The 26,067-nt window shown below is 68.6% G+C and carries 25 protein-coding genes; 17 read left to right on the top strand and 8 right to left on the bottom strand.

The window, feature by feature from the left end; all coding sequences use genetic code 11:
- The first annotated feature begins 371 nt into the window (after nucleotides 1–371).
- On the top strand, nucleotides 372–863 hold the full coding sequence (gene xrtP / locus AMYAL_RS0121710) for an exosortase P (RefSeq protein ID WP_026467316.1): 492 nt from the start codon (nucleotides 372–374) through the stop codon (nucleotides 861–863).
- Entirely contained in the window at nucleotides 863–2,251 is a 1,389-nt protein-coding gene (locus tag AMYAL_RS0121715) for an XrtP-associated glycosyltransferase (RefSeq protein ID WP_020633372.1), read from the top strand. The genes xrtP and AMYAL_RS0121715 overlap by 1 nt, the downstream gene beginning before the upstream one ends.
- 15 nt (nucleotides 2,252–2,266) lie before the next feature.
- On the opposite strand, the gene AMYAL_RS0121720 is transcribed toward AMYAL_RS0121715, so the two are convergent.
- Nucleotides 2,267–4,162, bottom strand: coding sequence for an N-acetylmuramoyl-L-alanine amidase (locus tag AMYAL_RS0121720; protein WP_020633373.1), 1,896 nt, complete (start codon nucleotides 4,160–4,162; stop codon nucleotides 2,267–2,269).
- A gap of 142 nt (nucleotides 4,163–4,304) precedes the next feature.
- Here AMYAL_RS0121720 and AMYAL_RS0121725 point away from each other — a divergent pair, with 142 nt between their 5' ends.
- Entirely contained in the window at nucleotides 4,305–4,967 is a 663-nt protein-coding gene (locus AMYAL_RS0121725; RefSeq protein ID WP_020633374.1) for an HAD family hydrolase, read from the top strand.
- Here the strand turns inward: AMYAL_RS0121725 and ubiA are convergent.
- Entirely contained in the window at nucleotides 4,964–5,827 is an 864-nt protein-coding gene (ubiA, locus tag AMYAL_RS0121730) for a 4-hydroxybenzoate octaprenyltransferase (RefSeq protein ID WP_020633375.1), read from the bottom strand. The genes AMYAL_RS0121725 and ubiA overlap by 4 nt on opposite strands.
- A 305-nt stretch (nucleotides 5,828–6,132) precedes the next feature.
- On the opposite strand from ubiA, the gene groES reads away from it, so the two are divergent.
- Both groES and groL read left to right on the top strand, forming a co-directional pair.
- Nucleotides 6,133–6,426 (top strand): co-chaperone GroES, encoded by a 294-nt coding sequence (gene groES, locus AMYAL_RS0121735; protein ID WP_007031106.1) that lies wholly within the window; start codon nucleotides 6,133–6,135, stop codon nucleotides 6,424–6,426.
- 99 nt (nucleotides 6,427–6,525) lie between these two features.
- On the top strand, nucleotides 6,526–8,139 hold the full coding sequence (gene groL / locus AMYAL_RS0121740; RefSeq protein ID WP_020633376.1) for a chaperonin GroEL: 1,614 nt from the start codon (nucleotides 6,526–6,528) through the stop codon (nucleotides 8,137–8,139).
- 224 nt (nucleotides 8,140–8,363) lie between these two features.
- Here groL and AMYAL_RS0121745 read toward each other — a convergent pair whose 3' ends face one another.
- A complete protein-coding gene (locus AMYAL_RS0121745; protein WP_037335869.1) occupies nucleotides 8,364–8,666 on the bottom strand; it encodes a WhiB family transcriptional regulator in 303 nt (100 codons plus the stop codon).
- Between the two features lie 248 nt (nucleotides 8,667–8,914).
- Between AMYAL_RS0121745 and AMYAL_RS0121750 the strand changes: the two genes are divergently transcribed.
- The 5 genes from AMYAL_RS0121750 to AMYAL_RS0121770 all read left to right on the top strand — a co-directional run bounded on the left by AMYAL_RS0121750 (nucleotide 8,915) and on the right by AMYAL_RS0121770 (nucleotide 13,324).
- Nucleotides 8,915–9,829, top strand: a complete 915-nt coding sequence (locus tag AMYAL_RS0121750) for a MerR family transcriptional regulator (protein ID WP_209447315.1) — start codon at nucleotides 8,915–8,917, stop codon at nucleotides 9,827–9,829.
- Nucleotides 9,830–9,838: 9 nt separating this feature from the next.
- Nucleotides 9,839–10,678: a hypothetical protein gene (locus AMYAL_RS0121755; RefSeq protein ID WP_020633378.1), complete on the top strand. Its 840-nt coding sequence runs from the start codon at nucleotides 9,839–9,841 to the stop codon at nucleotides 10,676–10,678.
- Nucleotides 10,679–10,818: 140 nt separating this feature from the next.
- A complete protein-coding gene (locus AMYAL_RS0121760; protein ID WP_003073605.1) occupies nucleotides 10,819–11,415 on the top strand; it encodes a response regulator transcription factor in 597 nt (198 codons plus the stop codon).
- A gap of 382 nt (nucleotides 11,416–11,797) precedes the next feature.
- Entirely contained in the window at nucleotides 11,798–12,370 is a 573-nt protein-coding gene (locus AMYAL_RS0121765; protein WP_026467317.1) for a sigma-70 family RNA polymerase sigma factor, read from the top strand.
- Nucleotides 12,371–13,324, top strand: coding sequence for an anti-sigma-D factor RsdA (locus AMYAL_RS0121770; protein ID WP_020633379.1), 954 nt, complete (start codon nucleotides 12,371–12,373; stop codon nucleotides 13,322–13,324).
- A 77-nt stretch (nucleotides 13,325–13,401) separates the two neighbouring features.
- On the opposite strand, the gene AMYAL_RS0121775 is transcribed toward AMYAL_RS0121770, so the two are convergent.
- Nucleotides 13,402–13,788, bottom strand: a complete 387-nt coding sequence (locus tag AMYAL_RS0121775; protein ID WP_005166667.1) for a DUF5319 domain-containing protein — start codon at nucleotides 13,786–13,788, stop codon at nucleotides 13,402–13,404.
- A gap of 135 nt (nucleotides 13,789–13,923) precedes the next feature.
- Between AMYAL_RS0121775 and guaB the strand changes: the two genes are divergently transcribed.
- From guaB to AMYAL_RS0121790, 3 genes are all read left to right on the top strand, one after another.
- The gene (gene guaB, locus AMYAL_RS0121780; RefSeq protein ID WP_020633380.1) at nucleotides 13,924–15,435 is read left to right on the top strand and encodes an IMP dehydrogenase; all 1,512 of its coding nucleotides are present in this window, start codon (nucleotides 13,924–13,926) and stop codon (nucleotides 15,433–15,435) included.
- An 81-nt stretch (nucleotides 15,436–15,516) separates the two neighbouring features.
- Nucleotides 15,517–15,999: a DUF3574 domain-containing protein gene (locus AMYAL_RS0121785; protein ID WP_020633381.1), complete on the top strand. Its 483-nt coding sequence runs from the start codon at nucleotides 15,517–15,519 to the stop codon at nucleotides 15,997–15,999.
- Between the two features lie 171 nt (nucleotides 16,000–16,170).
- Entirely contained in the window at nucleotides 16,171–17,304 is a 1,134-nt protein-coding gene (locus AMYAL_RS0121790; RefSeq protein ID WP_020633382.1) for a GuaB3 family IMP dehydrogenase-related protein, read from the top strand.
- Nucleotides 17,305–17,437: 133 nt separating this feature from the next.
- Here AMYAL_RS0121790 and AMYAL_RS0121795 read toward each other — a convergent pair whose 3' ends face one another.
- From AMYAL_RS0121795 to AMYAL_RS0121805, 3 genes are all read right to left on the bottom strand, one after another.
- Nucleotides 17,438–18,559 carry a PrsW family intramembrane metalloprotease gene (locus AMYAL_RS0121795; RefSeq protein ID WP_020633383.1) on the bottom strand — a complete coding sequence of 374 codons (1,122 nt, stop codon included), beginning with the start codon at nucleotides 18,557–18,559 and terminating at the stop codon, nucleotides 17,438–17,440.
- The gene (locus tag AMYAL_RS0121800) at nucleotides 18,556–19,197 is read right to left on the bottom strand and encodes a hypothetical protein (RefSeq protein WP_020633384.1); all 642 of its coding nucleotides are present in this window, start codon (nucleotides 19,195–19,197) and stop codon (nucleotides 18,556–18,558) included. Before AMYAL_RS0121800 ends, AMYAL_RS0121795 begins: the two co-directional genes overlap by 4 nt.
- A gap of 75 nt (nucleotides 19,198–19,272) precedes the next feature.
- Nucleotides 19,273–19,827 carry a DinB family protein gene (locus AMYAL_RS0121805; protein WP_020633385.1) on the bottom strand — a complete coding sequence of 185 codons (555 nt, stop codon included), beginning with the start codon at nucleotides 19,825–19,827 and terminating at the stop codon, nucleotides 19,273–19,275.
- Nucleotides 19,828–19,904: 77 nt separating this feature from the next.
- On the opposite strand from AMYAL_RS0121805, the gene AMYAL_RS0121810 reads away from it, so the two are divergent.
- The 4 genes from AMYAL_RS0121810 to AMYAL_RS0121825 are packed head-to-tail and all read left to right on the top strand — an operon-like array spanning nucleotide 19,905 to nucleotide 24,614.
- The gene (locus tag AMYAL_RS0121810; RefSeq protein ID WP_020633386.1) at nucleotides 19,905–21,611 is read left to right on the top strand and encodes a GMC family oxidoreductase N-terminal domain-containing protein; all 1,707 of its coding nucleotides are present in this window, start codon (nucleotides 19,905–19,907) and stop codon (nucleotides 21,609–21,611) included.
- A 10-nt stretch (nucleotides 21,612–21,621) separates the two neighbouring features.
- Entirely contained in the window at nucleotides 21,622–22,341 is a 720-nt protein-coding gene (locus AMYAL_RS0121815) for a maleylpyruvate isomerase N-terminal domain-containing protein (protein ID WP_026467319.1), read from the top strand.
- 58 nt (nucleotides 22,342–22,399) lie between these two features.
- Nucleotides 22,400–23,107: a flavodoxin family protein gene (locus AMYAL_RS0121820; RefSeq protein ID WP_020633388.1), complete on the top strand. Its 708-nt coding sequence runs from the start codon at nucleotides 22,400–22,402 to the stop codon at nucleotides 23,105–23,107.
- 52 nt (nucleotides 23,108–23,159) lie between these two features.
- Nucleotides 23,160–24,614, top strand: a complete 1,455-nt coding sequence (locus tag AMYAL_RS0121825; RefSeq protein ID WP_020633389.1) for an FAD-binding oxidoreductase — start codon at nucleotides 23,160–23,162, stop codon at nucleotides 24,612–24,614.
- On the opposite strand, the gene AMYAL_RS0121830 is transcribed toward AMYAL_RS0121825, so the two are convergent.
- Nucleotides 24,611–26,056 (bottom strand): aldehyde dehydrogenase family protein, encoded by a 1,446-nt coding sequence (locus tag AMYAL_RS0121830; protein WP_020633390.1) that lies wholly within the window; start codon nucleotides 26,054–26,056, stop codon nucleotides 24,611–24,613. The two genes, AMYAL_RS0121825 and AMYAL_RS0121830, sit on opposite strands and share 4 nt — an antisense overlap.
- Nucleotides 26,057–26,067: the final 11 nt, after the last annotated feature.

Consider the following 26,067-nt stretch of genomic DNA (forward strand, 5'->3'; position numbering starts at 1 on the left):
ACAACCGTTACGGACGAATCCTCAGCAGGCCTGACTAGGCTCGCGGATCGTCTATCGCCGAGTGTTTCCCAAATTGAACGAAAAACTGCGAGGATCACCGGATCAGGTGGTCTTGCGGCCATTTGTCGCAGGTCGCCGACAGTGTCACTCTTTCGGCCTAGTTAGTTTTTCCACGATCGTGCCGAAAGGGCTCATGATCACGTTGTGAATGCGAACCCCGGTCGAAAGGGCCGGTTCCCGCTGACTTACTCTCGTCGGCGAGGTCCCTGTCCGTTTCGCTGAATCCCGTCGTCTGCTGCGCCTTTCCTGAGAGGGTCATCGTGGCTGTTGCGAGCACTCCTTTGCCGAGTTCAAGCCGGTTCCCGCTGCGTCTGACGGTGCTGGCGGTGATCGCCGTCGCGGTCGGCCTGGTGCTGGCCGAACGCCTCTACCGGGTGTTCGAAGTGCAGCTTGCGGGCTTGATACTCAGGGTTATCACCACATCGGGTGTCTTCGTCGCCGGTGAACGCGAGACTGTCTACTTTGGGTTGTCCGGCGATACTCCACTCGGGTTGAGAATGACGCCGGAATGCTCTTCGGCATTCATGCTGCTGCCCTTGTTGTTGGTGACAGCCGTCATGTTGTATTTCCGCCCGAAGAATGCGAAGAGGTTGTTCTTCTCGCTGGCGATTTCGGCGGTCGTGGTCATTCTTGTCAATCAGATGAGGGTTTTGGCGATCGTCGGCCTCGTGAACCGGCTCGGGGTGGACGAAGGTTATTACTGGGGTCACACCCTGCTCGGGTCGATGGTCAGCGTCGTCGGCGGCGCGGTCGCCCTCGTGCTGTTCGTCTGGCTGGGCACCCGCAAGCCCAGGGGCGCCTGATGGGCGGCGGTTCGATCAAGATCCTGCTCGCGATCACCCAGGCGTTCGCGCTCACCATGAGCGTCGCGTTCATCGTGTACGTGGTCGTGATCGTCGTGCCGTACCTGCGGCGCAAACCCGCGCCCGTCGGTGACGCCGCCGACTTCACCTGGCACTTCTTCGTCCCGTGCCGGGACGAGCAGACCGTCATCCGCGAAACGGTGCGGTACCTGCGTTCCACGTTCCGGCACGCGCACGTCTGGGTCGTCGACGACGATTCCGAGGATCGCACCGCCCGAGTCGTCAAGTCGATCTGGCGGCGCAACGGCGGCTACGACCCGTACCTGCACCTCGTTCCCCGGCGGCGTCCGGAAGCGAGGACAGGCAAGGGCGACGCGCTCAACGCCGCCTACCAGGCGCTCAACTTCTGGATGGGCCCGAACGCGAGCCGTGACGACGTGGTCGTCGTGGTCGTCGACGCGGACGGCCGCCCGGCGGAGAACTGCCTCGAGGTGTGCGCCGCGGACCATCTGTTCGGCGACGAGACGATCGGCGCGGTGCAACTCGACGTCTGGATGGGCAACGCCGACAGCCGTCCTCCCGGCAAGAACTGGTTCTCCCGCGCTTTCGGGCTGAAGCTGGCCCAGATGCAGGATCTCGAGTTCCGCACGGCCATCGCCGCGATCCAGACCTCGCGCGGGTTCACCGGCACGATCTCCATGGGCGGCAACGGTCAGTTCACGCGGCTGTCCGCATTGGACTCCATCGCCGGGGACGACGAACAGCCGTGGCGCGGTTCGCTGCTGGAGGATTTCGAGCTCGGCGTGCACCTGCTGACCGCGGGCTGGCGGACCGGGTATACGCCGGATTCCCATGTGAAACAAGAAGGTCTGTACAGCCTGCGGCGTTTCCTGGTGCAGCGCACACGCTGGGGCCAGGGCACGATGCAGTGTTCGCGGTATCTGCGGCGGATCTGGGATTCGCCGCACGTGAGTACGCTGGGCGCGGCGGAGATGATGTACTACCTCGCGCAGCCGTGGATGCAGCTGCTCGGCTCGCTGCTGTACCCGATCCCGTTCCTCCTGCTGCTGTTCAGCACGGCGGGGGATCCGGCGCAGGTGTGGACCTGGTTCGCCGACGACGGCGCGTGGATCCTTTTCGCGATCTACGGTTCGTTCGGGCTGCTGCCGTTCATCGTGTGGGGCCCGATCTACGAGTTCAAATGCCTCAAGAGCCGCAATCTGCTGCGCGGCATCGGGATGGGCTTCGCCTACGCGCTGTACATCTACACGTTCTACATCACGTCGTGGCGGGCGCTGTTCCGCCTGGTGCGCGGCCGGAACGGCTGGTCGAAGACGCGGCGGAACACCGAGCACGCTCCTGGGGTCAAGGTCGCCCTCGACTCCTGACCCCAGGCCCGTGCCTCAGAACGCGGGCAGGATCCGGACGTCGTCCGCCTTCACGAAGGCGATGCGGTGCCCGAACTGGATCTGCACGTAGCGCGTCTTGCCCTTCACGACCACATGGTTCGCCGGGTCGAACGTCGTCGCCGAGAAGTACTCGGAGCCGACCACGTTGCCGAGCGAGTACCGCTGCCCGGCGGAGAACGTGTACGGCAGCGGGACGACCTGCTGCACCGGCACGTTCGCCGGATAGGCCTCCGCCTCGGGATACGCGCGCCCGAACACCGGCACGGTCGCCAGACCGGGCTTCGGCGTGACGACCAGGCCGAACGACGGGCTCGTCGCGCGTGCGTCGCGGAACCAGCCCTTCTGGCCCAGGTACCAGATCGCCGTCCAGCCGTCACGCCGTTCGGCGATCACGTACCGCTGGCCGGTTTCCGCCCGGCTGCCGACGTCGGAGACGTCCATCGTGCTCACCGAACCGTCCGGGCGCAGGCCGATGTCCTTGAGCAGCGGCGCCGCGTCGGTCGGCTCGCTGCGCAGCACGACCGAACCGGAACCCCTTGCCGGGCAAGGCTTTCCGCCGCCTTCGCAGCCGGTGAACGCGGGCTGGTTCGTGGCGAAGTCCGGCGTGATGGTCACCAGCGGCGAACCGGGACGGCCGAAGCCAGCCAGCGGCGCGCCCATCAGGTCGAAGTAGTGCGACCAGTCCCAGTACGGGCCCGGATCCCAGTGCATGCCCTTGATGGTCGAGGGGATCGTGCCGGGGACGTTGTCGTGGCCGATGATGTGCGCGCGGTCGAGCGGGACGTCGTACTTCCGCGCGAGATAGCCGACGAGCTTCGCGGAGGTGCGGTACATCGCCTCCGTGTACCAAGTGCCCTTCGCGGCGAAGCCCTCGTGCTCGATGCCGACGGACTTCGCGTTGACGTACCAGTTGCCCGCGTGCCAGGCGACGTCCTTGGTCGGCACGTGCTGTGCGATCTGGCCGTCGGAGGAGCGGATCGTGTAGTGCCAGCTCACGTACGTCGGGTCCCGGACCAGGTCCATCGCCGTGTCCCAGTAGCCCTCGGTGTCGTGGATGACGATGTATTCGACCTTCTGGCTCTTCGGCCGGTCCGCCTTGTCGTGGTTGCCGTAGTCGTTGTTCGGCAGCTCTTGGTATGGCGCGGGCACCGAAAGGCACGAGACCTTCTTCGGGCACTCCGTCTTCGGGTCCTCCGCCTGCGCGCGGACCGGGCTCACCGGTGTGGCGGCGAGGGTGACGCTCTGACCGTCGTCGGTTTTGCGGCTGACGCCCTTGGAGATGGTGTCGAAGACTTCGTCGGCGAAGGACCGCGCTCCCGCTTCGTCCTTCGCGCCGCTGTAGCGCGCGACGGCGGCGTACCAGTCACCGGCTTCGCGCTGGTACTTCGCCAGCAGGGCGGCACCACCGCGGATGTTCTGAGTGGTGTCCGTGCGCAGCGTCGCGACGGCCTGGCCGGTCAGCGCGGCCGCCTCGTCGATGGTCTGGAGGCCGGGCGGGGGAGGCTTCGGCGCCGGTGTCACGGGGAGTTTCGGCCTGCGGGCTTCGTCGCCGCGCGGATCCTCCTCGCCCGCGTCGTGATGCGTGCCGGTGCCCGCTTCGCGCAGGTCGGTCAGGTGCATCGGGCCGTAACCGGCGGACGTGCTCGGCGTGCCGGCGTTGAAGTCCCAGCGCGACTCCAGGAAGGAGACGCCGAGCAGGACGTGCTCGGGGACGCCGAACTCCCGCGCGGCGGCCGTGAAGTCCCGCTGCCGCTGCTGATCCGCCGGGGCGGCGTCGGCGGGGGCGGCGGCGAGGAGGCCGGCGGCGAGGGTGAGGACCGCGAGCCCGGCGGTCCGTTTGGACCGGCGCCGGAGCGGCTCGAGGGCAACGGGACGGAAGGGACGCGACATGGGCGTATACCCCCAGTGACTAGGTCTGCTGAACAGGACCGACCCCAATGGTCGGAACCTAACCAGAAACCCGCCCCTTCCGTAAGGTCCCTCCAGATCGCGATTAGGGGGCGAAAGTCGAGTCGGTGGCAAGGTGGGGGGCATGACCGGGGTGGAGGAGCTTCTGCGGGAGAAGGACCACGTCTTCCTCGATTTCGACGGTCCGGTGTGCGACGTGTTCGCCAAGCTGACGGCGAGCGAGGTGGCGGACAGGCTCAAGCGCCTCGTCGGGCCCGATCTGCCTGCCGAGGTGAGCGCTTCCGCCGATCCGTTCGACGTGCTCCGGTACGCGGCCTCATGCGGTCCGAATACCGCGCACGTCGTGGAGCGGCAGTTCAGCCGGTTCGAGGGGGAGGCTGTCGCGCAGGTCTCGCCGGCTCCCGGCGTCGAGGAGGTGCTGCGCGGATGGGTCGCGAAGGGGTACACGGTGACGATCGTCAGCAACAACTCCGTGGACGCGATCCGGTCCTTCCTCACGCTGCACGAGCTCACCGGACAAGTTCGCCGGATCAGCGCGCGGACGACCAGCGACCCGGCGCACCTGAAGCCGCACCCGACGCTCCTCGACGCCGCTGTGAAGGCTCTCGGCACTTCGCCTCGGCAGTGCGTCATGGTCGGCGACTCGGCCGCGGACGTCCTGGCCGCCCGCGCCGCCGGTGTCGCTTCGATCGCTCTCGCAACGACGCCCGCCAAGCGCCGGACTCTCGCCGCCCTCGACCCCGATGCCCTGGTGAGCGCCCTCGCGGACTCGACTTTAGCGGGCTAAACGCGATCTGCCAGCAGGAAGCCCAGGAAGAGCACCATGCCGACCTGGTTGTTGTTCAGGAACGCCCGGAACCAGCCGTCTCGCTCCCGGCGCGCGGTCAGCCGGGCCTGGTGGACGAACAGCGCGCCCGCGACCACGACGGCGAGGTGGAACTCCCAGCCGAGCGAGCCCACGTGGCCGATCACCACCATGAGCACCAGCATCGCGCCCTGCAGGACACCGACGGCCAGCCTGTCGTGGCGGCCGAACAGGATCGCCGTCGACTTCACGCCGATCTTCAGATCGTCGTCCCGGTCGACGGCGGCGTACTGCGTGTCGTACGCGACGACCCACAGCAGGTTCGCGAGGAACAGGAGCCAGCAAACCGGCGGCAGCGATTCCCCCGAGGCGGCGAAAGCCATCGGGATCGACCAGCCGAACGCCGCGCCCAGCACCACCTGCGGCAGATGCGTGTAGCGCTTCGCGAACGGATACGCGCACGCCAGCGCCAGTGCCACCACCGAGAGCACGATGGTCAAGGAGTTGAGCGTCGTGACCACCAGGAACGAAAGCAGGACCAGGACGCCGAACAGGTAGCGCGCCTCCTTGCCCGTCGCCGCGCCACTGGGCAGCGGACGATTCGCGGTGCGCTTGACGTGACCGTCGAACCCGCGGTCCGCGTAGTCGTTCACCACACAGCCCGCCGCGCGCATCAGCCACACCCCGGCGACGAAAGCGGTGAGGATCCAAGGCGACGGCGGGCCGGCGATCCACAACGCCCACAGTGCCGGCCACAGGAGCAGCAGTGCGCCGATCGGCTTGTCCGCCCGCATCAGGCGCAGGTACACCGGCAGCTTGTCCCGCGCGAGGAGCAGCGACATCGTTCCTCCCCCTCCGGCGTGCGTCGATCCGAAGGTAGGGGCACGACGGCGGATGCGGTCCGAACTCGGCCCCCAGGGGCAAGGTGCTGTAATCGGATGGGCACACCGCGCGGTAAAACGGCCGGTCAGGGCTTCGGCGACGCCGTTTTCGGGAGGTGAGCGGACCCTCCTTGCGAGACTGGCACTCACATGGCTAGAGTGCTAATTGCACGGCCCGAACACGCCCCGGCACCCGCGACGGCGGGGGTGGGTAGGAGCCGTAACTCATCCTGCCAACGCTTTCGACGACCGTGGAGGTCAACCCGGTGAGCGTGAACATCAAGCCGCTCGAGGACAAGATCGTTGTCCAGACGAGTGAGGCCGAGGAGACGACCGCTTCCGGCCTCGTCATCCCCGACACCGCCAAGGAGAAGCCCCAGGAGGGCAAGGTTCTGGCCGTTGGTCCGGGCCGCATCGACGACAAGGGCAACCGCGTCCCGCTCGACGTTTCCGTCGGCGACGTCGTCATCTACTCCAAGTACGGCGGCACCGAAGTGAAGTACAACGGTGAGGACTACTTGATCCTCTCCGCTCGCGACGTGCTGGCCGTCATCAACTGACGTCCGCTCTCAGCGCATGACGCCCCGGGCCCCGCATTGCCGGGGACCGGGGCGTTCGTGTTTTCCGAGCAGTAAGACTGGAAGGTAAGCGGAACAGGCATGCCCAAGCAGATCAGTTTCGACGAGGACGCTCGTCGCGCGCTCGAGCGCGGGGTGAACAAGCTCGCCGACGCGGTCAAGGTCACCCTCGGCCCGCGTGGTCGCCACGTCGTGCTCGACAAGAAGTTCGGTGGCCCGACCATCACCCTCGACGGCGTCACCGTCGCTCGCGAGATCGAGCTCGACGACCCGTTCGAGAACCTCGGTGCCCAGCTCGCCAAGAGCGTCGCCACCAAGACCAACGACGTCGCTGGTGACGGCACCACGACCGCGACCGTGCTCGCGCAGTCGCTGGTGAAGGTCGGCCTGCGCAACGTCGCCGCCGGTGCCAACCCGACCGCCGTCGGCCGCGGCATCGAGGCCGCCGCGGAGAAGGTCATCGCGGTCCTCAAGGAGAAGGCGACCCCGGTCAAGGGCCGCGACAACATCGCCCAGGTCGGCACCGTCACCTCGCGTGACGCGGCCATCGGCGCCCTGCTCGGCGAGGCCGTCGAGCGGGTCGGCGAAGACGGCGTCATCACGATCGAGGAGTCGTCCACGCTGGCGACCGAGCTCGTGATCACCGAGGGTGTGCAGTTCGACAAGGGTTTCCTGTCGGCGCACTTCGCGACCAACCCGGAAGAGCAGAAGGCGATCCTCGAGGACGCCTACATCCTGCTCGTCCGCGAGAAGATCTCGGCCCTGGCCGAGCTGCTCCCGGTGCTGGAGAAGGTCGTCGAGGCCAAGAAGCCGCTGCTGATCATCGCCGAGGACGTCGACGGCGAAGCGCTGTCGACCCTCGTCGTGAACTCGCTGCGCAAGACGATCACCGCCGTCGCGGTCAAGGCGCCGTTCTTCGGCGACCGCCGCAAGGCGTTCCTGGACGACCTCGCGGTCGTCACCGGTGGCGAGGTCATCTCGGCCGAGATCGGGCACAAGCTGTCCGAGACCACGCTCGCCCAGCTGGGCAACGCGCGCCGGATCGTCGTCACCAAGGACGACACCACGCTCGTCGACGGTGCCGGCACCAAGGACGACATCGCCGGGCGCGTTTCGCAGATCCGCAAGGAGATCGAGAACACCGACTCCGACTGGGACCGCGAAAAGCTGCAGGAGCGGCTGGCGAAGCTCGGCGGCGGTGTCGCGGTGATCAAGGTCGGCGCGGCCACCGAGACCGAGCTGAACGAGCGTAAGCACCGCATCGAGGACGCCGTGGCTTCGACCAAGGCGGCCGTCGAAGAGGGCATCCTGCCCGGTGGTGGCTCGGCGCTCGTGCACGCGGTCAAGGAGCTCGACGGTGGCCTCGGCCTCGAGGGCGACGAAGCGACCGGTGTGCGCATCGTCCGCGACGCGCTGTCCGCCCCGCTGTTCTGGATCGCGACCAACGCGGGCCACGAGGGTGCGGTCATCGTGAACAAGGTCCAGGAGCAGAACTGGGGGCACGGCTTCAACGCCGCCACCGGTGAGCTCACCGACCTGCTGGCCGCCGGCATCGTCGACCCGGTCAAGGTGACCCGGTCCGCGGTGGCGAACGCCGCTTCCATCGCCCGGCTCGTGCTCACGACGGAGAGCTCCGTCGTCGAGAAGCCGGCCGAGGAAGAGCCCGCCGCGGCCGGTCACGGCCACGCGCACTAGTTCCACCCCCGAAGCGGGGCGGCACTCCACCCGGAGTGCCGCCCCGCTTTGCTGTCCCGACCTCGAACCGGAGCGATGTTCGCGGGCTAATCGCGATCCGGTGGCGGGGGAGCCCAGGAGCAGGCAGATCGACTTTCGCGGGCTAATCGCGATCCGGGGCCGGGGACGCGGAAGGGCGGCACCCCACCCGGATGCCGCCCTTCCGCGTCGCCGACTCGGCCGGATCAGCCGTTCGACATGCTCAATGTGCGCTTGTCCGCCTTGATGATGTGCTCGCGTTCCGATTCAGACAGCCCGCCCCAGATCCCGTACGGCTCGTGCACGGCGAGCGCGTGGTTCCGGCACATGGCCAGCACCGGGCAAGCCAGGCACACGGCTTTGGCCCTCGCCTCGCGGCGGGCTCTGGCAGGCCCGCGTTCGCCGTCAGGGTGAAAGAAGGACGCGCTGTCCATGCCCCGGCACGACCCCTCCAGCTGCCAGTCCCACACATCCGCGTTGGGTCCTGGGAGCCTGCGTGTGTCCGCCATCCTGACCGCCTCCGTCATCCGGTCGAAGCGTTTACCTGCTCTGCTGCGCTGCGGATACTCCATTCGGTGCAACGGCCGTAACGTTAGAAGCGCGCCAATACTTGTTCAAGAGATTCAAGACGATTCAGCCGTTAGGCATCCCCCGGATGTGTGAGCGGTACTTTCCGTTCCGGTTGCCCCCGCCCCGGCCTGCCTGGATATTGGGTCGAGTGGGATCTCGGATCAGCAGTGAAGAACCCACCCTGCCGGTGGCCTCGGTCGCTCGCCGGCTCGGGGTCGCACCGTCCACCCTGCGCACCTGGGACCGTAGATACGGCGTAGGGCCGAGCCGCCACACCAACGGCCGTCACCGCCGCTACGGCAGCTCCGACATCGGCCGTCTCGAACTGATGCAGCGCGCGTTGCTCCGCGGCGCCTCGACGGCCGAAGCGGCGAAGTACGCGCTCGAACAGATGCCCCGGACGGCCACGGAGACCCCGGAATCCTCCGTGGTCCAAGTGGACGAGCGGGCCGCCGCGCCGACGGCCGAGGATCACGACGTCCCGTCCCGTCTCGCCAGACGCTTGAGCACGGCGGCGCTCGCGATGGACTTCGGCGCGGTTCAGCGCATGCTCGCCGACACGATCCGCGAACTCGGCGTCCTGCCCGCCTGGACCGGGGTGGTGTCGCCGGTCCTGACCGCGCTGGGCGCGCGCTGGCGCGGCGTCAGCGCCGGCGCTGAGGTCGAGTACCTGCTCGCCGAATGCGTCTACGCGGCCCTCGTCCGCGCGACGCCGGTGCTCCGAGAACCGCGCAACCAGCGGCCGGTTCTGCTGACCTGCGTGCCGGACGAGCGTGACAACCTGCCGATGTACGCGCTCGCGGCGGCGCTCGGCGGCCGGCGGATCGGCGCCCAGCTGTTCGGCGCCTCCCTGCCCGCCGAGGTGCTCGCGGTGACGGTCCGCCGCAGTGTCCCGGCGGCGGTGGTGTTGTGGTCGGGACGGCCCGCGACCGCGGACCCGCGCCTGTTCGCCAGGGTCTCCCGCGGCCGTCAGCGCAGCAGGCTGTTCGCCTGTGGCCCCGGCTGGGATCCCGCCACGCTCCCGGACAAGATCGAACTCCTCGGCGAACTGAAGACGGCCGCGGACCGGATCGAGCATGTTCTTGTCGGTGGAAGGCGCTAGAAAGGACCGATGGAAGAGTCCTTGCGGTCCGCCGCGTTCGGTGACGGCGTCCCGCCGCCGAACCCCTTCGCGGTGCCCGCGTCACCTCGCGGACGGCTGCTCGCCGCGATCGGGCTCGGCGCCCGCGGCCGGTACGCGGCGGCGGCCACCCTGCTGACCGGGTTACGCGCGAGCGGCGATCCGGTGCTCGCGTCGCTGGCCGCGAGCACGCTGGCGTCGCATCGGCGGCAGCTTGGCGGGCACGCGGCGGCTCTCGTCCTCGACGGTGAGGCGCTCGCGCTGACGATCGGGGAGCCGCGAGACGAACCCGACCCCGACGGCCTGGACGCCGAGGGGGCGAGGGCGGACGCCCTGCTCGGTCTCGCGGCGGACAACCTCGGGCGCGGCAGGCTGACCGCCGCCCGGCGGTTGCTGGCGCGTGCGGAGCCGCACATCGGCAACTGGCGTACCCGGACCAGGGCCGGTTGGGTGGGCGCGGAAATCGAACTGGCGAGTAACATTTCCGGCGCCGCGATCGCACCTGCGGAAATGGCGCTGGAAACAGCGCGGGTCCGTGGCGCGTGCCGACATGTCGTCAAATCGCAGCTTGTACTCGGCGTGACCGTCGCGAATGGAAGTTCCGCTGAGCGGGACCGCGCGAAAGCGCTGGTGGAGAGCGCGCGAGAGACCGCCGAGAAATACGAATTCAATTCACTTCTGTGGGTGGCGTGCCTGGTCGAGGCCGACTTGGCGGCAGGACACGCCGATGAGTATCGATTCAGAGGTGCCGAACTGTTGCACGCAGTGTTACGGCATGCGGATCCTTGCGGGAGGTGGCTCGCACGGGAATCTCCGTGGGTCCCCCTCTGAGGGCGTCTAGCCTGTTGGAGGGCCCATTCCGGCAACCGGGCTAAGAACTTTCAAAAAAAGCCACCGGATCGTGTCAAGGTTCGGGCTAAAGCGTCCGATAGGGGAAGTGGAATGTCACCCGGCTGCAGGAAGGAAACCCCGTGACGACGGTCTTGATCTGCGACGACCGACGCAGTGTCCGCGAAGGGCTCACTCGAGTGATGTCCGCGGTCCCAGGGGTCAGTCGCATCGACTGCGTAGCGCACGGTGACGAGCTGCTGGCCCGGTACTCCCGTCAGCCGGTCGACGTCGTGCTGGTCGGAACCCAGCGCGCTGTCCCGACTGGCGTCGAAGCCACCAGGCGGCTCGTCTCGGCGAACCCCCAAGCGAACGTGATCGTGTTCGGCGCCCCGGACGATGCGGGCAGCATCGCCGCCGCCATCGCCGGCGGAGCCCGCGGCTACCTGCGCTGGGACGCCTCGCGTCCCGAGCTGGTCGCCGCACTGGCGCATACGCTCGCCAGCACTTCGGTGCCGGCGCCGCGTCAGCCGTCGGACCCCGGTGTCCAGCTCACCGAGCGCGAGCTCCAGGTGCTCCGCGGGATGAGCCAGGGCAAGAGCAACGGACAGATCGGCCGCGAGCTGTACCTGTCCGAGGACACCGTGAAGACCCACGCGCGCCGCTTGTTCCGCAAGCTCGGCGTGCGGGACCGCGCTCAGGCGGTCGCCCACGGATTCCGCCGTGGACTTGTTTCCTGACACCGCTTTCTCGACTTCGCTGGTTGGATCGCACGACGGGTGACGAAACGGGCCGGGGGCGTACCCCTGGCCCGTACCTGTGTTTCCTGTCACGCTTCGCACACTTATGCTCACCGCTCGGGCACTCTGGCCCGAGCGTGTCCGCCTCCGGGCGGACCGTCGTACCCCACTGCGTTCCCGCTCGTTGAAAGTTCGACTACGAGTGCGGGGAGCCAGGAAGATCCGGGTTCAGCGTGCTCGCCGGAAAGGCGGCGCGCCGATGGCGGTCGTCAATCAAGGCGGCGCGTCCGGGCGGTACGGTAGCTGTCACCGGTAGTGGCATCCGAAGTCACACGCCGGACTCTTTGCACGCCTATACGTAACACTGGGACTGTTGTCTGCGATGGCCAATGTGGGGGACGGACTGGATGAGCCGGTCGCCGCGGCTGTTGAGGGTGATCCTCAAGCGGTCGAGCGGTTGCTGGCGGCCATCCGTCCTTTGGTAGTGCGGTACTGCCGCGCTCGGGTTGGCAGGCAGGAGCGTTCGTTCGCTTCCGCAGACGACGTTGCTCAGGAGGTGTGTCTCGCGGTGCTCACGGCATTGCCTTCGTACCGTGATCAGGGCCGCCCGTTCCTGGCCTTCGTCTACGGGATCGCCCAGCACAAGGTGGCCGACGCGCATCGCGCCGCGGCCCGTAACCGCGCCGAACCGGTCGCCGAAGTCCCCGACGAGGTCGAGGGCGGCGTCGGCCCCGAACAGCGCGCCCTTCAGGGCGAGCTGAACGAGCGCATGTCGCAGCTGTTGCGTGTCCTGCCCGACAAACAGCGTGAGATCGTGGTCCTGCGCGTCGTCGTGGGGCTGTCCGCCGAAGAGACGGCCGAGGCCGTGGGGTCCACGCCCGGTGCCGTCCGGGTGGCCCAGCATCGCGCCTTGGCGCGCCTACGTAAGGTTCTGGCCGCTGAGGAGGTGATCTGAGTGACCGACCGCGACCATCGGTTCTCCCCTGGGACCGATCGTGAACTGACGGCTTTCGAGAGGGGGCTGACGTCCTCCGAAGCCGAGTTCGCCGCTGATCTGTCGGCCGTTCAGGCCGATGACGCACTGCTCGACGCCCTCGGTGGCTCCGACCCGAAGATGGCCGACGACCTCGGCGATCAGGAACTCAACGCGCTGCTGCTGGCCTGGCGGCGTGACATCGACAGCGAGCCGCTCGCGGAACTCGTCGACGTCGACACCGCCGTCGTCACCGTGAAGACGGCCGCGCTCGCCCGCAAGCACGGGGGAAGACGTCGGCTGCTGGTCCCGGTGGCCGCCGCCGCGGCCGTCCTGGCCATCGCCTTCGCCGGTACTGGCCTCGCCGCGAAGGACGCGCAGCCTGGTGACACGCTCTGGGGCCTGACCAAGGTGCTTTACGCCGACCACGCCCGGTCGGTCGAGGCTGCCGCGGCAGCCAAACTCGATCTGGAGAAGGCCAACCTCGCGCTCGCCGGCGGGCGCCTCGACGACGCGCGCAAGGCGCTCGACGAGGCGCAGGCCGCGCTGAGCCAGGTGACCGACGACGAAAACCGCGACCAGCTGCTCGAGCAGCACCGCCAGTTGAGTGCTCAGCTGCAGAACCCCGGTCAGCAGCCGCTGCCCCCGGATCAGCAGACGACCACGCAGACCCCGGTCGCGACGACCCCGCAGCCCACTCCGCAGCCGACCGCTCCGCCGACGTCGCTGCCAGGAGGCGGCAACCCCGGCACCAGTCTGCCGGGCACCACGACTCCCACACCGACTCCGCCGACTTCGACGAAGACGAGCGAGCCTCCGCCGCCCACGACGTCGACGACACCGCCGGCCTCGGGCAACGACCCCGGTGGCTCGCGTAACGAGCCGTCGCCGGGAGCCGGAGCGCAGGCGCCCGCCGCCGCGGTCCAGACGCCGTAGCACCCCAGAACGCCGGAAGGGCCTGGTGAGATCTCTCACCAGGCCCTTCCGTTTCGACTTTCGCGGGCTAATCGCGATCAGTAGGCGCTCTCGTTGGCCGTCACACCGTCCGCGAAGCCGCGGCAGTAGTCCCAGCTCACATAGTCACCGGGGTTCGGATCGAACGCGGGCTCGTGCGGCCGCATGCGGCCGTCGGCGAGCAGCTGCTCGAGACTGGCGCGCAGCAGATGCCAGTCGTGGTAGTGGGGTTCGTCGCATTCACCGCAGTCGACCACGATCCCGCGCACTCCTCGCGGTTCGAGAAGCGCCTGATAGACGGCGAGATCGGAGAGGTCGGCCAGCAACTCGGTGCGCTCTTCGTCGCTGATCGGCTCGTCGAGCCGGTCAGCGTCGTCGATGAACGCGCGGGCCGGGTCGTCCGGGTCATCCGCGAACGGGTCTGGGGGCAACGCATCTTGCGGCACGCCTGCACGCTACCGGGCGCCCACCCGGACCGGGCGGCCGCCCGGCCCGGATATCATGAGGGGCAGGCCCCCGCCGTGTTGTCACAAGCCACGGCGGCTCTCATTAGTCACCGCTAGGAAGGCCCTTCGCCTGCTATGACCAGCGACAGCGTCACCGCCCCCGTCCCGAGCAAGTTCGCCATGCTCGGGCTGACCTTCGACGACGTGCTGCTGCTGCCGGCCGAGTCCGATGTGGTGCCCAGTGCGGTCAGCACCCGCACCCGGCTCTCCCGCAACGTCACCCTGAACATCCCGCTGGTCTCCGCGGCCATGGACACGGTCACCGAAGGCCGGATGGCGATCGCGATGGCGCGCCAGGGCGGGATGGGTGTGCTGCAGCGCAACCTGCCGATCGACGACCAGGCGTCCGCCGTCGAGGTCGTGAAGCGTTCTGAAGCGGGCATGGTGACCGACCCGGTCACGTGTTCGCCGGAGGACACTCTCGCCGAGGTCGACGCCCTGTGCGCGCGGTTCCGGATCTCGGGTGTGCCGGTGACGGACGCCGCCGGCAGCCTGGTGGGCATCATCACCAACCGTGACATGCGATTCGAGGTCGATTTCACCCGTGCGGTGCACGAGGTGATGACGAAGCCGCCGCTGGTCACCGCGCAGGTCGGGGTCACCGCGGAGGCCGCGCTCGGACTGCTTCGCCGCCACAAGATCGAGAAGCTGCCGATCGTCGACGGCGCCGGCAAGCTGCGCGGCCTGATCACGGTCAAGGACTTCGTGAAGACCGAGCAGTACCCCAACGCCTCGAAGGACACCAACGGCCGCCTGCTGGTCGGTGCCGCCGTCGGGGTGGGCCCGGACGGGCACAAGCGCGCGATGGCGCTGGCCGACGCCGGGGTCGACGTGCTGATGGTCGACACCGCGCACGGGCACTCCCGCGCCGTCGTCGAGACAGTCGCGCTGCTGAAGAAGGAACTGGGCGACACCGTCGACGTCGTCGGCGGCAACGTCGCGACCAGGGCCGGCGCGCAGGCGCTGGTGGAGGCGGGGGCGGACGGGATCAAGGTCGGCGTCGGACCGGGCTCCATCTGCACCACCCGCATCGTCGCCGGGGTCGGCGTCCCGCAGATCTCCGCGATCTACGAGGCCGACCAGGCTGCCCGTCCGGCCGGGATCCCGGTGATCGGCGACGGCGGCATCCAGTACTCGGGCGACATCGCGAAGGCGATCGCGTCCGGCGCGTCCACGGTGATGCTCGGCAGCCTGCTCGCGGGCACCGCCGAATCGCCCGGCGACCTGATCCTGGTCAACGGCAAGCAGTTCAAGACCTACCGCGGCATGGGCTCGCTGGGCGCCATGCAGTCGCGCGGTCAGGCGAAGTCCTACTCGAAGGACCGCTACGCGCAGGACGACGTGCTGAGCGAGGACAAACTGGTCCCCGAGGGCATCGAGGGGCGGATCCCGTTCCGCGGGCCGCTCGCGAACGTCGTCCACCAGTTGGTGGGCGGGCTGCGGTCGGGCATGGGCTACGCGGGCGCGTCGACGATCCCCGAGCTGCAGGAGGCGCAGCTGGTGCGGATCACCGCGGCCGGGCTCAAGGAGAGCCACCCGCACGACATCACGATGACCGTCGAGGCGCCGAACTACACCACCCGGTAGTCCGCCCTTTAGGACACTTACGCATCCGGTTCCGTTCTCGGGAGACTTGGTCCGCTGATCAAGTCTCCTGGGAGGAACCGGATGTCTTTTTCGTCCATGTCACGGCGTACCGCGCTCGCCGTCGCCGTCGCCGCCGCCGCGGCCCTTGGGCTCGGGGGCGGGGTGGTGGCTTCGGCCGTCCCCAGCGCTTCCGCCGCGCCTCCGGTCGTCGAGGCCGCCGGTCTCCAGGCGTCGCCGGGTGAGCTGTGGAAGCGCACCGAGCTGTACTTCGGCACGACGAAGCCAGACGGCGGGGAGCTGACCGACGCCGAGTTCACCGCCTTCACCGACAAGGTCGTCACGCCGAGGTTCCCGGACGGGTTCACCGAGCTGACCGGGCGCGGCCAGTGGCGCGGTTCGGGCGGGGTGATCTCGCGGGAGAAGTCGAAGGTGATCGTCGTCGTGTACCCGTTCAGCGACCGCGACGCGAACCGCGAGATCGAAGAGATCCGGACCGCCTACAAGACGGCCTTCAAGCAGGAATCCGTCCTCCGGACCGACTCGGTGGAGAAGGTCTCTTTCTGACCCACCTGCCCCACCCGCCCCACCTGTGCGACTTTAGCCCGCTAATCGCGAAACGGGTGGGGCGAGCGGGGCTGGTGTGACTTCGGGCCCGGTTCGGGAGCCCCGTCGCAGGTCACCCACGCGGCCTAGCGACAATGGGGTGTAACGGTCGTCGGTGAGAAGGGACTTGACGTGCGGGATCTGGTCGAGATCGGCATGGGCCGCACCGCGCGGCGGGCGTATGACCTCGATGACGTGGAGATCGTGCCGTCGCGGCGCACCAGGTCGTCTTCGGTCGTGTCCACCGCGTGGCAGATCGACGCGTACCGCTTCGAGTTGCCGCTGGTCACGCACCCCACCGACGCGATCGTGTCGCCGGGAACCGCGGTGGCCGTCGGCGAGCTCGGCGGGCTGGGAGTCCTGAACGCGGAAGGGCTCTGGGCCCGGCACCCGAACGTCGAGGAGGCGATCTTCCGCCTCGTCCGGGCCGCCGAAGACACGGAGGACCCGACTGCGATCGTGCGTGAGCTGCAGGAACTGCACTCCGCCCCGATCCGGCTGGACCTGCTGACCGAGGCGATCAAGACCGTCCGCGAGTCCGGGGTCACCGTGGCCGCGCGGGTCAGCCCTCAGCACGCCGCCGAGCTCACGCCGGACCTGCTGGCGGCGGGTGTCGAGATCCTCGTCGTGCAGGGCACGATCATCTCCGCCGAGCACGTCCAGCGCGACGCCGAGCCGCTGGACCTGAAGGACTTCATCGGGCGCCTCGACGTCCCGGTGATCGCGGGCGGCGTCAGCGACTACCGCACCGCGATGCACCTGATGCGCACCGGCGCGGCCGGCGTCATCGTCGGGCACGGTGCCAGCCGTGGCGTGACGAGCACCGACAGCGTGCTCGGGATCGGGACGCCGATGGCGACCGCGATCGTCGACGCCGCGGCCGCGCGCCGTGACTACCTCGACGAGACCGGCGGCCGGTACGTGCACGTGCTCGCCGACGGCGGGATGAGCGTGTCCGGCGACATCGCCAAGGCCATCGCCTGCGGTGCTGACGCCGTCATGCTGGGCGCGCCGCTGGCGGCCGCCTCCGAGGCGCCGGGGCAGGGGCTCTACTGGACGTCGGCGGCCGCGCACCCGTCGCTGCCGCGTTCGCGCGTGGCACTGGGCCCGGACTACGCCGTCGACCTCAAGACGCTGCTCTTTGGGCCGTCTGCGGACGCTGAGGGCGTCGTGAACCTCTTCGGCGCGCTTCGCCGCGCTATGGCGAAGACGGGCTACTCGGACCTGAAGGAGTTCCAGCGGGTCGGCCTGACCGTCCGCCGCTGACGCTCGCTTCCCGGCCCGGATCGCGTTTAGCCCGCTAAACGCGATCCGGGCCGCTTTGCGTTCACGTGTCCCAGCAGCCCCACGCGCCCCTTCAGTTTCGCGTTTAGCCCGCTAAAGTCGCGCGGAGCGGTCCCTAGCCGAGTCGCGCGACCTCGTCCCGGGCGTGGGCGACCCGGTGCGTTTCCCGGCCGCCTGCCCGGGCGATTTCCCGGGCGAGGTCACCCGCCGCTTCGACGCGGTGGCGTGCCCGGCCGCGGCCGCGTACGTGCTTGCGGTAGGCCTGGCGGTCCTTGCGCAGGCCACTGACGGCGTCGAACAGGGCGGTGTCGATCACCCCGGCGTCGACCTCCGGCCCGAGCAGGTCACGTATCCAGCCGCGTTCCACGCGGGCGGCCCGGCGCAGCACGGCGAACAACGTGACGAGCTCGATCACCGCGATCACGAACGGCAGCGCCACGGCCAGCGGCCCGCCGCCGCCGATGCCACCCATGTCGTCCCACGCGAAGTGGAACACCATGGCCGCCAGCATGCTCGACACGCCCAGTGCGACGCGGCGTTCGCGGCCCAGTATCCACATCAGCCCGGCGCAGAAGATGGCGCTGAACAGCGCGTGCGACACGATCCCGGAGGCGCCGCGCGCGGCGAACACCTGCAGCGAGGTGGTGAACTGGTCGGCGCCGAAACTCTGGGCCGCGCCGTTGTACACATAGAGCACGTCCTCGAAGACCTGGAAGCCGAGGCCGATGAACGCACCGATGATGAACCCGTCGTAGGCACTGCGGATCAGCTGCGGCGCGAGCCCGATCAGCAGGACGAGGCCGAGCGCCTTGCCCCATTCCTCGGTGATCGGGGCGGTGAGCCCGGCGGCCCAGTTCCCGGCGAAAGCGGTGCCGCCCAGTTTCGACCAGATCTCCAGCAGCGCGGTGTTGGCGGGGAGCGCGATCCAGAACGGGGCCGCGACACCGCCCCAGGCGAATCCCGCCGCGAGCAGCCCTGCCGGTTGGGACGTGTAGCGGTTCTGCTGTCGTAGCAGCATCAGCCACGGCACGAGGTAGAGCCCGAACAGCAGGATGCCTCCGGCCAGCGCCGGGGTGTAGTAGCCCGTGGAGCCGAAGTACCGCACGATCGTCAGCGCACCCCCGCCCAGGCCGAGCAGGTAGACCCAGAAGGCCAGGTTGTGCCGCTGGAGGAAACGGAAGGGGGTTCCCCAGCCGGACTCTTCGATCGCGGTCAGCTGCGCCGCCTTGCCGCTCATCGGTTCGCCCCGGGAGTGATGCTGCGCAGGAGCGACGTCACGTCGTCGCGGTAGTGCTCGAACTGGTCGGGTGCGGTGCGCACCCGGACGAGCAACGCCGGCGCGGTTTCGGCGGCCTGACCGGGGCCAGGCACCTTGAACGCGACGTCGAGTGCGTCGCCGCCCGGTCCGGTGCCTGCTTGCGCGACCCCGGTCAGCCCGGCGGCGGTCGTGACCGTGCCTCGCTCGCCGTCGACGCCGGGCGTGTTCCCTTCCGCCCGTTCGACCTGGTCGAGGAACGCTTCCGCCGATCCGGTGTACCCGGTGCCGCGGAATTCGATCGACGCGCCGCCCGCGGCGATCGTGATCTGCAGGCTCGCCGGGTTCGCCGGAGCGCCGGATCCGGTGAGGGTCCCGCTCTCCAGCTGCCAGCCCACCGGCGGGACGGCCGTCGCCCCGGCGCCGAGATCCAGTACGTCACCGGCCCGGATCTCGTTGCGCCACGGGATCGAGGCGTTCAGTGCGGGGAGCCCGTAGATCAGCACCAGAGCGATGCCGAGCGCGATCAGCGCGGGCTTGAAAGTCCGCCGATCGAGTCCCAGGAGCCGGTGTTCGACCGGAACCCAGTCTTCCGGCGGCTGTCGCGTGCTGGTGCTCACCCGACTGTTCCTCTCCTCGGTAAACTCGTCCACGGAACTGTAAGCAGGTTCCGGCTTTTCCGCGTTTCCAGTCGGTCAGGCCCCGGCCGCCTGAGCCGCTCGTTCGATCTCCGTCCGCCGGGCTTCCCAGAAGGCCGCGTCCTCGCCAGGGGCGTCGACGGTGCCGTCGAGCTGCTCTCGCAGGATGTCGGCGTGCCCGGCGTGCCGGTTGGTCTCGGTGAGGATGTGGACCAGGACGTTGAACAGCTTCACGTCGGGACGCGGCCACCAGGGCACGTGCCCCGGTGAGTCGACGTCGAGAGCGGCGATGGTCGCGTCGGAGTGCTCCCAGACGCGCCGGTAGAAGCCGGTGATCTCCTCGCGGCTTTCGTGCTCGGTCGCCCACAGGTCGGTCCCGCGCTCGGGGACAGTCTCGGGGAACGGCCGGTCGAAGACCTCGCCGAAGTACCGGGCCTCCCACGTCGCCAGGTGCTTGACCAGGCCGAGCAGGTTGGTACCGGTCGAGGTCAGCGGACGACGGATGTCGTACTCGGACAGCCCGTCGAGCTTCGCCAGCATCGTTTCGCGGATTTCTCGCAGGTCACTGTGCAGGTATTCCTTCGCGAAGTCATCGATCACGAGTCCGAGCATGCACCATCCGAGTGGAAGGTAACCGGCGAGTAACTTACCTCTGGTCAGAAGGGGTGGCCGGGGTTACAGTCGAGGGTGTGACTGCCAGTAACACCACCACTGAAGACGACTTCGACTACGACGTGATCGTCGTCGGTTCCGGGTTCGGCGGCAGTGTCGCTGCCCTCCGCCTGACCGAGAAGGGCTACCGCGTCGCCGTCATCGAAGCGGGCCGCCGCTTCGCCGACGACGAGTTCGCGAGGACGTCCTGGGACCTTCGCCGCTACGTCTGGGCGCCGCAAGTCGGCTGCTTCGGCATCCAGCGCATCCACATGCTCAAGGACGTCATGGTGCTCGCCGGCGCGGGCGTCGGCGGCGGCTCGCTGGTCTACGCGAACACGCTGTACCGCCCGCTGAAGCCGTTCTACGTCGACCCGCAGTGGTCCCACATCACCGACTGGGAGTCCGAGCTCGGCCCGCATTACGACCAGGCCAGCCGCATGCTGGGCGTCGTCACCAACCCCAGCGTCACACCGTCGGACGTCGTGATGAAGGGCGTCGCGGCGGACATGGGCGTCGCCGATTCGTATCACCCGACGCCGGTCGGCGTGTACTTCGGCAAGCCGGGGGAGCGCGCCGAGGACCCGTACTTCGGCGGAGCGGGCCCCGCGCGCACCGGCTGCACCGAATGCGGCGCCTGTATGACCGGCTGCCGCGTCGGAGCCAAGAACACCCTGGTCAAGAACTACCTCTACCTCGCGGAGAAGGACGGAGCGCAGGTCATCCCGCTCACCACCGTGAGCGCGATCAGCCCGCTGAAGTCGGGTGGGTACGAAGTGAGCGTCAAGAAGACTGGGACCACTTCGCGCAAGTTCCGGCACAAGCTCACCGCCGCGCAGGTGGTGCTGGCCGCTGGCACGTGGGGGACGCAGAACCTGCTCCACAGCATGCGCGACACCGCCAAGCTGCCGAAGCTTTCGCCGCGCCTCGGCGAACTGACCCGCACCAACTCCGAGGCCATCATCGGCGCCGCCCGCACCTCGGTCGACGAGGGGCGGAACTTCAGCCGCGGCGTCGCGATCACGTCGTCGATCCACCCCGACGACAACACGCACATCGAGCCCGTCCGCTACGGCAAGGGCAGCAACGCGATGAGCCTGCTCCAGACCATCGCCACCGAGGGCGATTCGGCGGTCCCGCGCTGGCGCCAGGCCGTGAACTTCATGCTCAAACACCCGGTCCAGACGGTGAAGCTGCTCAACGGCTACCGCTGGAGCGAGCGCACGGTGATCCTGCTGGTGATGCAGAGCCTCGACAACTCCATCACCACCTACACCAAGCCCGGCCTCTTCGGCCGCCGCAAGTACACCTCCAAACAAGGCCACGGCGAGCCGAATCCCAGCTTCATTCCCGCCGGACACGAAGCCAACCTCCGCACCGCCGAACGCATCGGAGGAATGGCGGGCGGCACCTGGGGCGAGATCTTCGACATCCCGCTGACGGCGCACTTCATCGGCGGCGCCCCGATCGGCACGGCGGCCGACAACGGCGTGATCGACCCGTATCACCGGGTGTTCAACTACCCCAGTTTGTCCATTGTGGATGGTTCGGCGATCACGGCCAACCTCGGCGTGAACCCCTCGCTGACCATCACCGCGCAGGCCGAGCGGGCGTTCTCGCTGTGGCCCAACAAGGGCGAAAAGGACAATCGGCCCTCGCAGGACTCGCCATACGCGCGGGTCGAGCCGATCGCGCCGAAGAACCCGTCCGTTCCGGCCGACGCACCGGCGGCACTTCGGCGCTAGGTTGGGAGTCGTGACAGCCGCCGAACGCGCCCACGTCCTGATCCGACGAGTCCGTGCCTTGCACGAGGAATGGGCGCGGGTGGTGCGCGCGCTCGACGAGGACGCCGTGCGTGCCCCCAGCGCCTTGCCCGGCTGGACGAGAGCGCATCTGCTTTCGCACGTCGCGCGCAACGCCGACGGCCTCGGCAACCTGTTGACCTGGGCCAAGACCGGCGTCGAGACGCCGATGTACGCCACGGCCACGGCTCGCGACGAGGGTATCGAGGCCGGAGCCGACCGCTCCGCCGCGGCGATCATCGCCGACGTCGTGGATTCCGGCGAGCGGTTCACGGACCTGGCCGCGTCCCTGCCGGACGAGGCGTGGACCGGTGAGGCTCGTGATCGGCTGGGCAATAAGCTGACCGGTGAAGGTGTGCTGGGCAAGCGGCTGTCCGAAGCTTCGATTCATCTCGTGGACCTGGACTTCGGCTACGACTTCGCCCGTGTCGCCGCTCTCCTCGGAAGCGAATTCGAAGTGGTCGTGAGCAGCGCGATCGCGTCGTACGGTGACGGGCTTCCCGCTGTTCTCCTGGTCGCCGCCGCCGACGGGACCCGGCACGAGTGGCGGATGGGCACCGGTGACGCGGTCAAGGTGGTCGGCTCACCCGGCGATGTCCTTGCCTGGATCACCGGCCGCGGTGACGGATCCACTTTGGACGGCGAGGCGCCGCCGCTGCCGCACTGGCTCTAAGAAATCCGTAAGCCTTCGGGGGCTTTCCCCGCGCGGCCGCCGATGCTGTCCTTGACCGATGGACTACGACTTCAGCGGTCTCAAGGCCCTGTTCGTGAACTGCACCCTCAAGAGATCCCCGGAGAAGAGCAATACCGACGGCCTCATCGGGATCAGCCGCGACATCATGGTCAAGCACGGCGTCGAGGTCTCCGTGCTCCGCGCTGCGGATCACGACATCGCGACCGGCGTCTGGCCCGACATGACCGAGCACGGCGCCGCCTCCGACGCGTGGCCGGAGCTGTACCGGCAGGTGATGGACGCGCAGATCCTCGTGCTCTGCGGGCCCATTTGGCTGGGCGACAACAGTTCGGTGATGAAACGCGTCATCGAACGGCTTTACGCCTGCTCGTCGCTGCTGAACGCCGCCGGCCAGTACGCCTATTACGGTCGTGTCGGCGGTTGCCTGATCACCGGGAACGAGGACGGGATCAAGCACTGCGCGATGAACGTGCTCTACAGCCTTCAGCATCTGGGCTACACCATCCCGCCCCAGGCGGACGCCGGGTGGATCGGGGAGGCGGGGCCAGGTCCGTCCTATCTGGACGCCGGTTCCGGCGGACCGGAGAACGATTTCACCAACCGGAACACCACGTTCATGACCTGGAACCTGCTGCATCTGGCCTCGATGCTGCATCGTGCGGGTGGCGTTCCCGCGCACGGGAACCAGCGCTCGGAGTGGGACGCGGGCTGCCGCTTCGACTTCGAAAACCCCGAATACCGCTGACCCGGCCGGGTGATCACGGCAACCTCGTCGTGGTCCGCGCGTCTTCACAAGTATGAAGCTGGGGCGAAGGAACTTTCTCAAGCTCGCCGGCGCGACCGCGGTCGGGGCGGCCGCGACGGCGTGTTCCAGCACGCCTCCCGCGCAAGCGCCCACCTCGGCTCCGGGTGTGTCGTTGCCGCCGAGTACCAGTGTCACGGCGCCGTCCGGGCCGCCGGACTGGGCGGCGTTGCGGACCAAGATCTCACTGCTCCTGCCGGGGGATTCCGGCTACGAAAGCGCCAAACGCGTCTTCAACCCGGCCTTCGACGGGCTCAAACCCGCCGCGATCGCGAAATGTGCCAGGCCGGAAGACGTGCAGGCCGCTGTCGAAGCGGCGGCGAGGCGAGTTCCGATCGCCGCACGTAGCGGCGGCCACAGTTACGCCGGCTACTCGGTTCCCGACGGTGGCTTGATGATCGATCTCGGTGAAATGTCCTCAGTGGACGTTCGGGGCGAACAGGTCGTGATCGGCGCGGGCGCGAAGCTGAAGGACGTCTACGCCAAGCTCGGCGGTGCGGGCCGTTGCCTGCCCGCGGGCTCCTGCCCCAGTGTCGGGATCGCCGGGCTGACGCTCGGCGGCGGAATCGGTGTCCTCGCGCGCAAATACGGCCTCACCTGTGATCACCTGGTGTCCGCGCAAGTGGTCACGGCGGACGGGAAACTCCGGACAGCGTCGGCGGAATCCGAACCCGATCTGTTCTGGGCGTTGCGTGGTGGGGGAGGTGGCAACTTCGGTGTTGTCACGTCGTTCACCTTCCGCACCGACCCGTCACCTTCGGTCGTTTCGGTGTTCTCCCTGCACTTCCCGGCCGGGAGTGCGAACGAGGTCCTCGCCGAATGGCAGCGCTGGCTGCCCGAAGCCCCGCCGGAACTGTGGGCAAACGTCGTGCTGTCCGGCGGATCTGCTGTCGGTGCGAGGATTTCCGGTTGCTATGTCGGCGATTCCGCTTCGCTCGCCAAGGTGCTGGACAAGCTGACCGGCAAGGTCGGCGGAACGCGGACGGTGAAGCAGCTCGACTATCTCGGTGCCATGAAGTACTTCTCCGGCAGCGAGAGCCGACAGTCCTTTGTGGCCTCATCGCGGATTCTCGGCGAACCGGCGGATCCCGCGAAGCTGACGTCGATCCTCAATGGCAGGCGTGGGATGGATCTTCTGGTCGACGGTCTCGGCGGCGCCGTCGCCGACGTCGCCCCGGACGCCACCGCGTTCTGGCATCGGAAGGCGATCGGCAGTGTGCAGATCTACAGCCAGGCCGACACTCGCAACCGTTCCGCGGCAACGGATTCCGTCGCGGAAGTGGTGACGGGGATCGGGCTGAGCGGGGGCTACGTCAACTACATCGACCCCGCCCTGCCCGACTGGATGACGGCCTACTACGGCGACAACGCCACCCGGCTCAAGCAGGTGGCGAAGACCTACGACCCGGACAAGGTGTTCGGGTTCGCGCAGGCCGTCACCCCGGCTTAAAGATCGATGCCGGTGAAGACGGTGACGCGTTCCTCGGTGAGGTCGTTCATCGCGGCGAGTACACCTTCGCGCCCGACGCCCGATCCTTTGATGCCGCCGTAAGGCATCTGGTCCGCGCGGTAGGACGGGACGTCGCCGATGATCACGCCGCCGACTTCGAGTTCGGTCGACGCGTAGAAGGCGAGATGCACGTCGCGCGTGAACACCCCGGCCTGCAAGCCGTACGCGGATTCGTTGACCGAAGCGAAAGCCTCGTCGACACCATCCACAATGGACACCGCGAGCACCGGGCCGAAGACCTCCTCCGCCCAGGCCTTTGTGGACGGTGAGACGTCGGTGAGCACGGTCGGCTCCACCGTCGCGCCGTCCCGTTTGCCGCCGGTGAGGATCTTCGCGCCCGCGGCGACGGCCTCGTCGATCCAGGCGACGATCCGCTCCGCGGCGGCTTCGTCGACGACCGGTCCCACGTCGGTGTTCTTGTCGTACGGGTCCCCGGTTTGCTGTGACTGCACGGCTTCCACCAAGGCGGGTACGAATTCCTCGGCGACCTCGCGTTCGACGATGACCCGCTGCACGGCGATGCAGGACTGTCCGGCCTGGTAGTTGCCGAAGGTCGCGATGCGGTGCGCCGCGCCCTCGGGATCCGGCCAGTCCCGGAGCACGACGGCGGCCGCGTTGCCGCCGAGTTCGAGCACCACGTGCTTGCGCGGGGCGGCGTCCGCCAGCGACCAGCCGACCGGACCCGATCCGGTGAACGACACGACCGGCAGCCGAGGATCCGCGACCAGCGCCGAGGTCTCCTCGTTGCCGAGCGGCAGCACCGAGAACGCGCCTTCCGGCAGGTCCGTCTCGGCCAGGATCTCGCCGAGGATCAAAGCGGCCAGCGGCGTGCGCGGCGCGGGTTTGACGATGATCGGCGCGCCGACCGCGAGCGACGGCGCGACCTTGTGCGCCACCAGGTTCAGCGGGAAGTTGAACGGCGCGATACCCAGCACCGGGCCGCGCGGGATACGGCGGGTGATCGCCAGCCTGCCCTCGCCCGCCGGGTCGGTGTCCAGGCGCTGCAGATCGCCGCTGAACCGGCGGGCTTCCTCGGCGGCGATCCGGAACACCGACACCGCGCGCCGCACTTCGGCGTCGGCCCACTTGAGCGGCTTGCCGTTCTCGGCGGTGATGACCTCGGCGATCTCCTCGGCCCGGCCCGCGATGACCCGCGAAACATGGTCGAGCGCCGCGGCGCGGCTGTGCGCCGAGGAGCGCCGGAACTCCTTCGCGACGCTCGCCGCCGCGCTCACCGCTCGTTCGACCTGCTCGGGACCGGGCACCGCGACGGTGGCGACTTCGCTCCCGTCGTAGGGGTGGTGCACGGTGAGCGTCGAAGCGCCCTGCTCAGGGCGGCCGGCGATCCAGGCGGGACGCGGCTCCGGGGTGATCATGTCCATGGATGACAAGG

The organism is Amycolatopsis alba DSM 44262 (assembly GCF_000384215.1).
Classification (GTDB): Bacteria; Actinomycetota; Actinomycetes; order Mycobacteriales; family Pseudonocardiaceae; genus Amycolatopsis; species Amycolatopsis alba.

Bases quoted from the DNA above. Each gene is read 5' to 3' on its own strand.
- AMYAL_RS0121715 (WP_020633372.1), top strand. From the start codon at position 863: ATGGGCGGCGGTTCGATCAAGATCCTGCTCGCGATCACCCAGGCGTTC.
- AMYAL_RS0121720 (WP_020633373.1), bottom strand. From the start codon at position 4,162: ATGTCGCGTCCCTTCCGTCCCGTTGCCCTCGAGCCGCTCCGGCGCCGG.
- AMYAL_RS0121725 (WP_020633374.1), top strand. From the start codon at position 4,305: ATGACCGGGGTGGAGGAGCTTCTGCGGGAGAAGGACCACGTCTTCCTC.
- ubiA (WP_020633375.1), bottom strand. From the start codon at position 5,827: ATGTCGCTGCTCCTCGCGCGGGACAAGCTGCCGGTGTACCTGCGCCTG.
- groL (WP_020633376.1), top strand. From the start codon at position 6,526: ATGCCCAAGCAGATCAGTTTCGACGAGGACGCTCGTCGCGCGCTCGAG.
- AMYAL_RS0121745 (WP_037335869.1), bottom strand. From the start codon at position 8,666: ATGGCGGACACACGCAGGCTCCCAGGACCCAACGCGGATGTGTGGGAC.
- AMYAL_RS0121755 (WP_020633378.1), top strand. From the start codon at position 9,839: ATGGAAGAGTCCTTGCGGTCCGCCGCGTTCGGTGACGGCGTCCCGCCG.
- AMYAL_RS0121765 (WP_026467317.1), top strand. From the start codon at position 11,798: ATGGCCAATGTGGGGGACGGACTGGATGAGCCGGTCGCCGCGGCTGTT.
- guaB (WP_020633380.1), top strand. From the start codon at position 13,924: ATGACCAGCGACAGCGTCACCGCCCCCGTCCCGAGCAAGTTCGCCATG.
- AMYAL_RS0121785 (WP_020633381.1), top strand. From the start codon at position 15,517: ATGTCTTTTTCGTCCATGTCACGGCGTACCGCGCTCGCCGTCGCCGTC.
- AMYAL_RS0121795 (WP_020633383.1), bottom strand. From the start codon at position 18,559: ATGAGCGGCAAGGCGGCGCAGCTGACCGCGATCGAAGAGTCCGGCTGG.
- AMYAL_RS0121805 (WP_020633385.1), bottom strand. From the start codon at position 19,827: ATGCTCGGACTCGTGATCGATGACTTCGCGAAGGAATACCTGCACAGT.
- AMYAL_RS0121820 (WP_020633388.1), top strand. From the start codon at position 22,400: ATGGACTACGACTTCAGCGGTCTCAAGGCCCTGTTCGTGAACTGCACC.
- AMYAL_RS0121825 (WP_020633389.1), top strand. From the start codon at position 23,160: ATGAAGCTGGGGCGAAGGAACTTTCTCAAGCTCGCCGGCGCGACCGCG.
- AMYAL_RS0121830 (WP_020633390.1), bottom strand. From the start codon at position 26,056: ATGGACATGATCACCCCGGAGCCGCGTCCCGCCTGGATCGCCGGCCGC.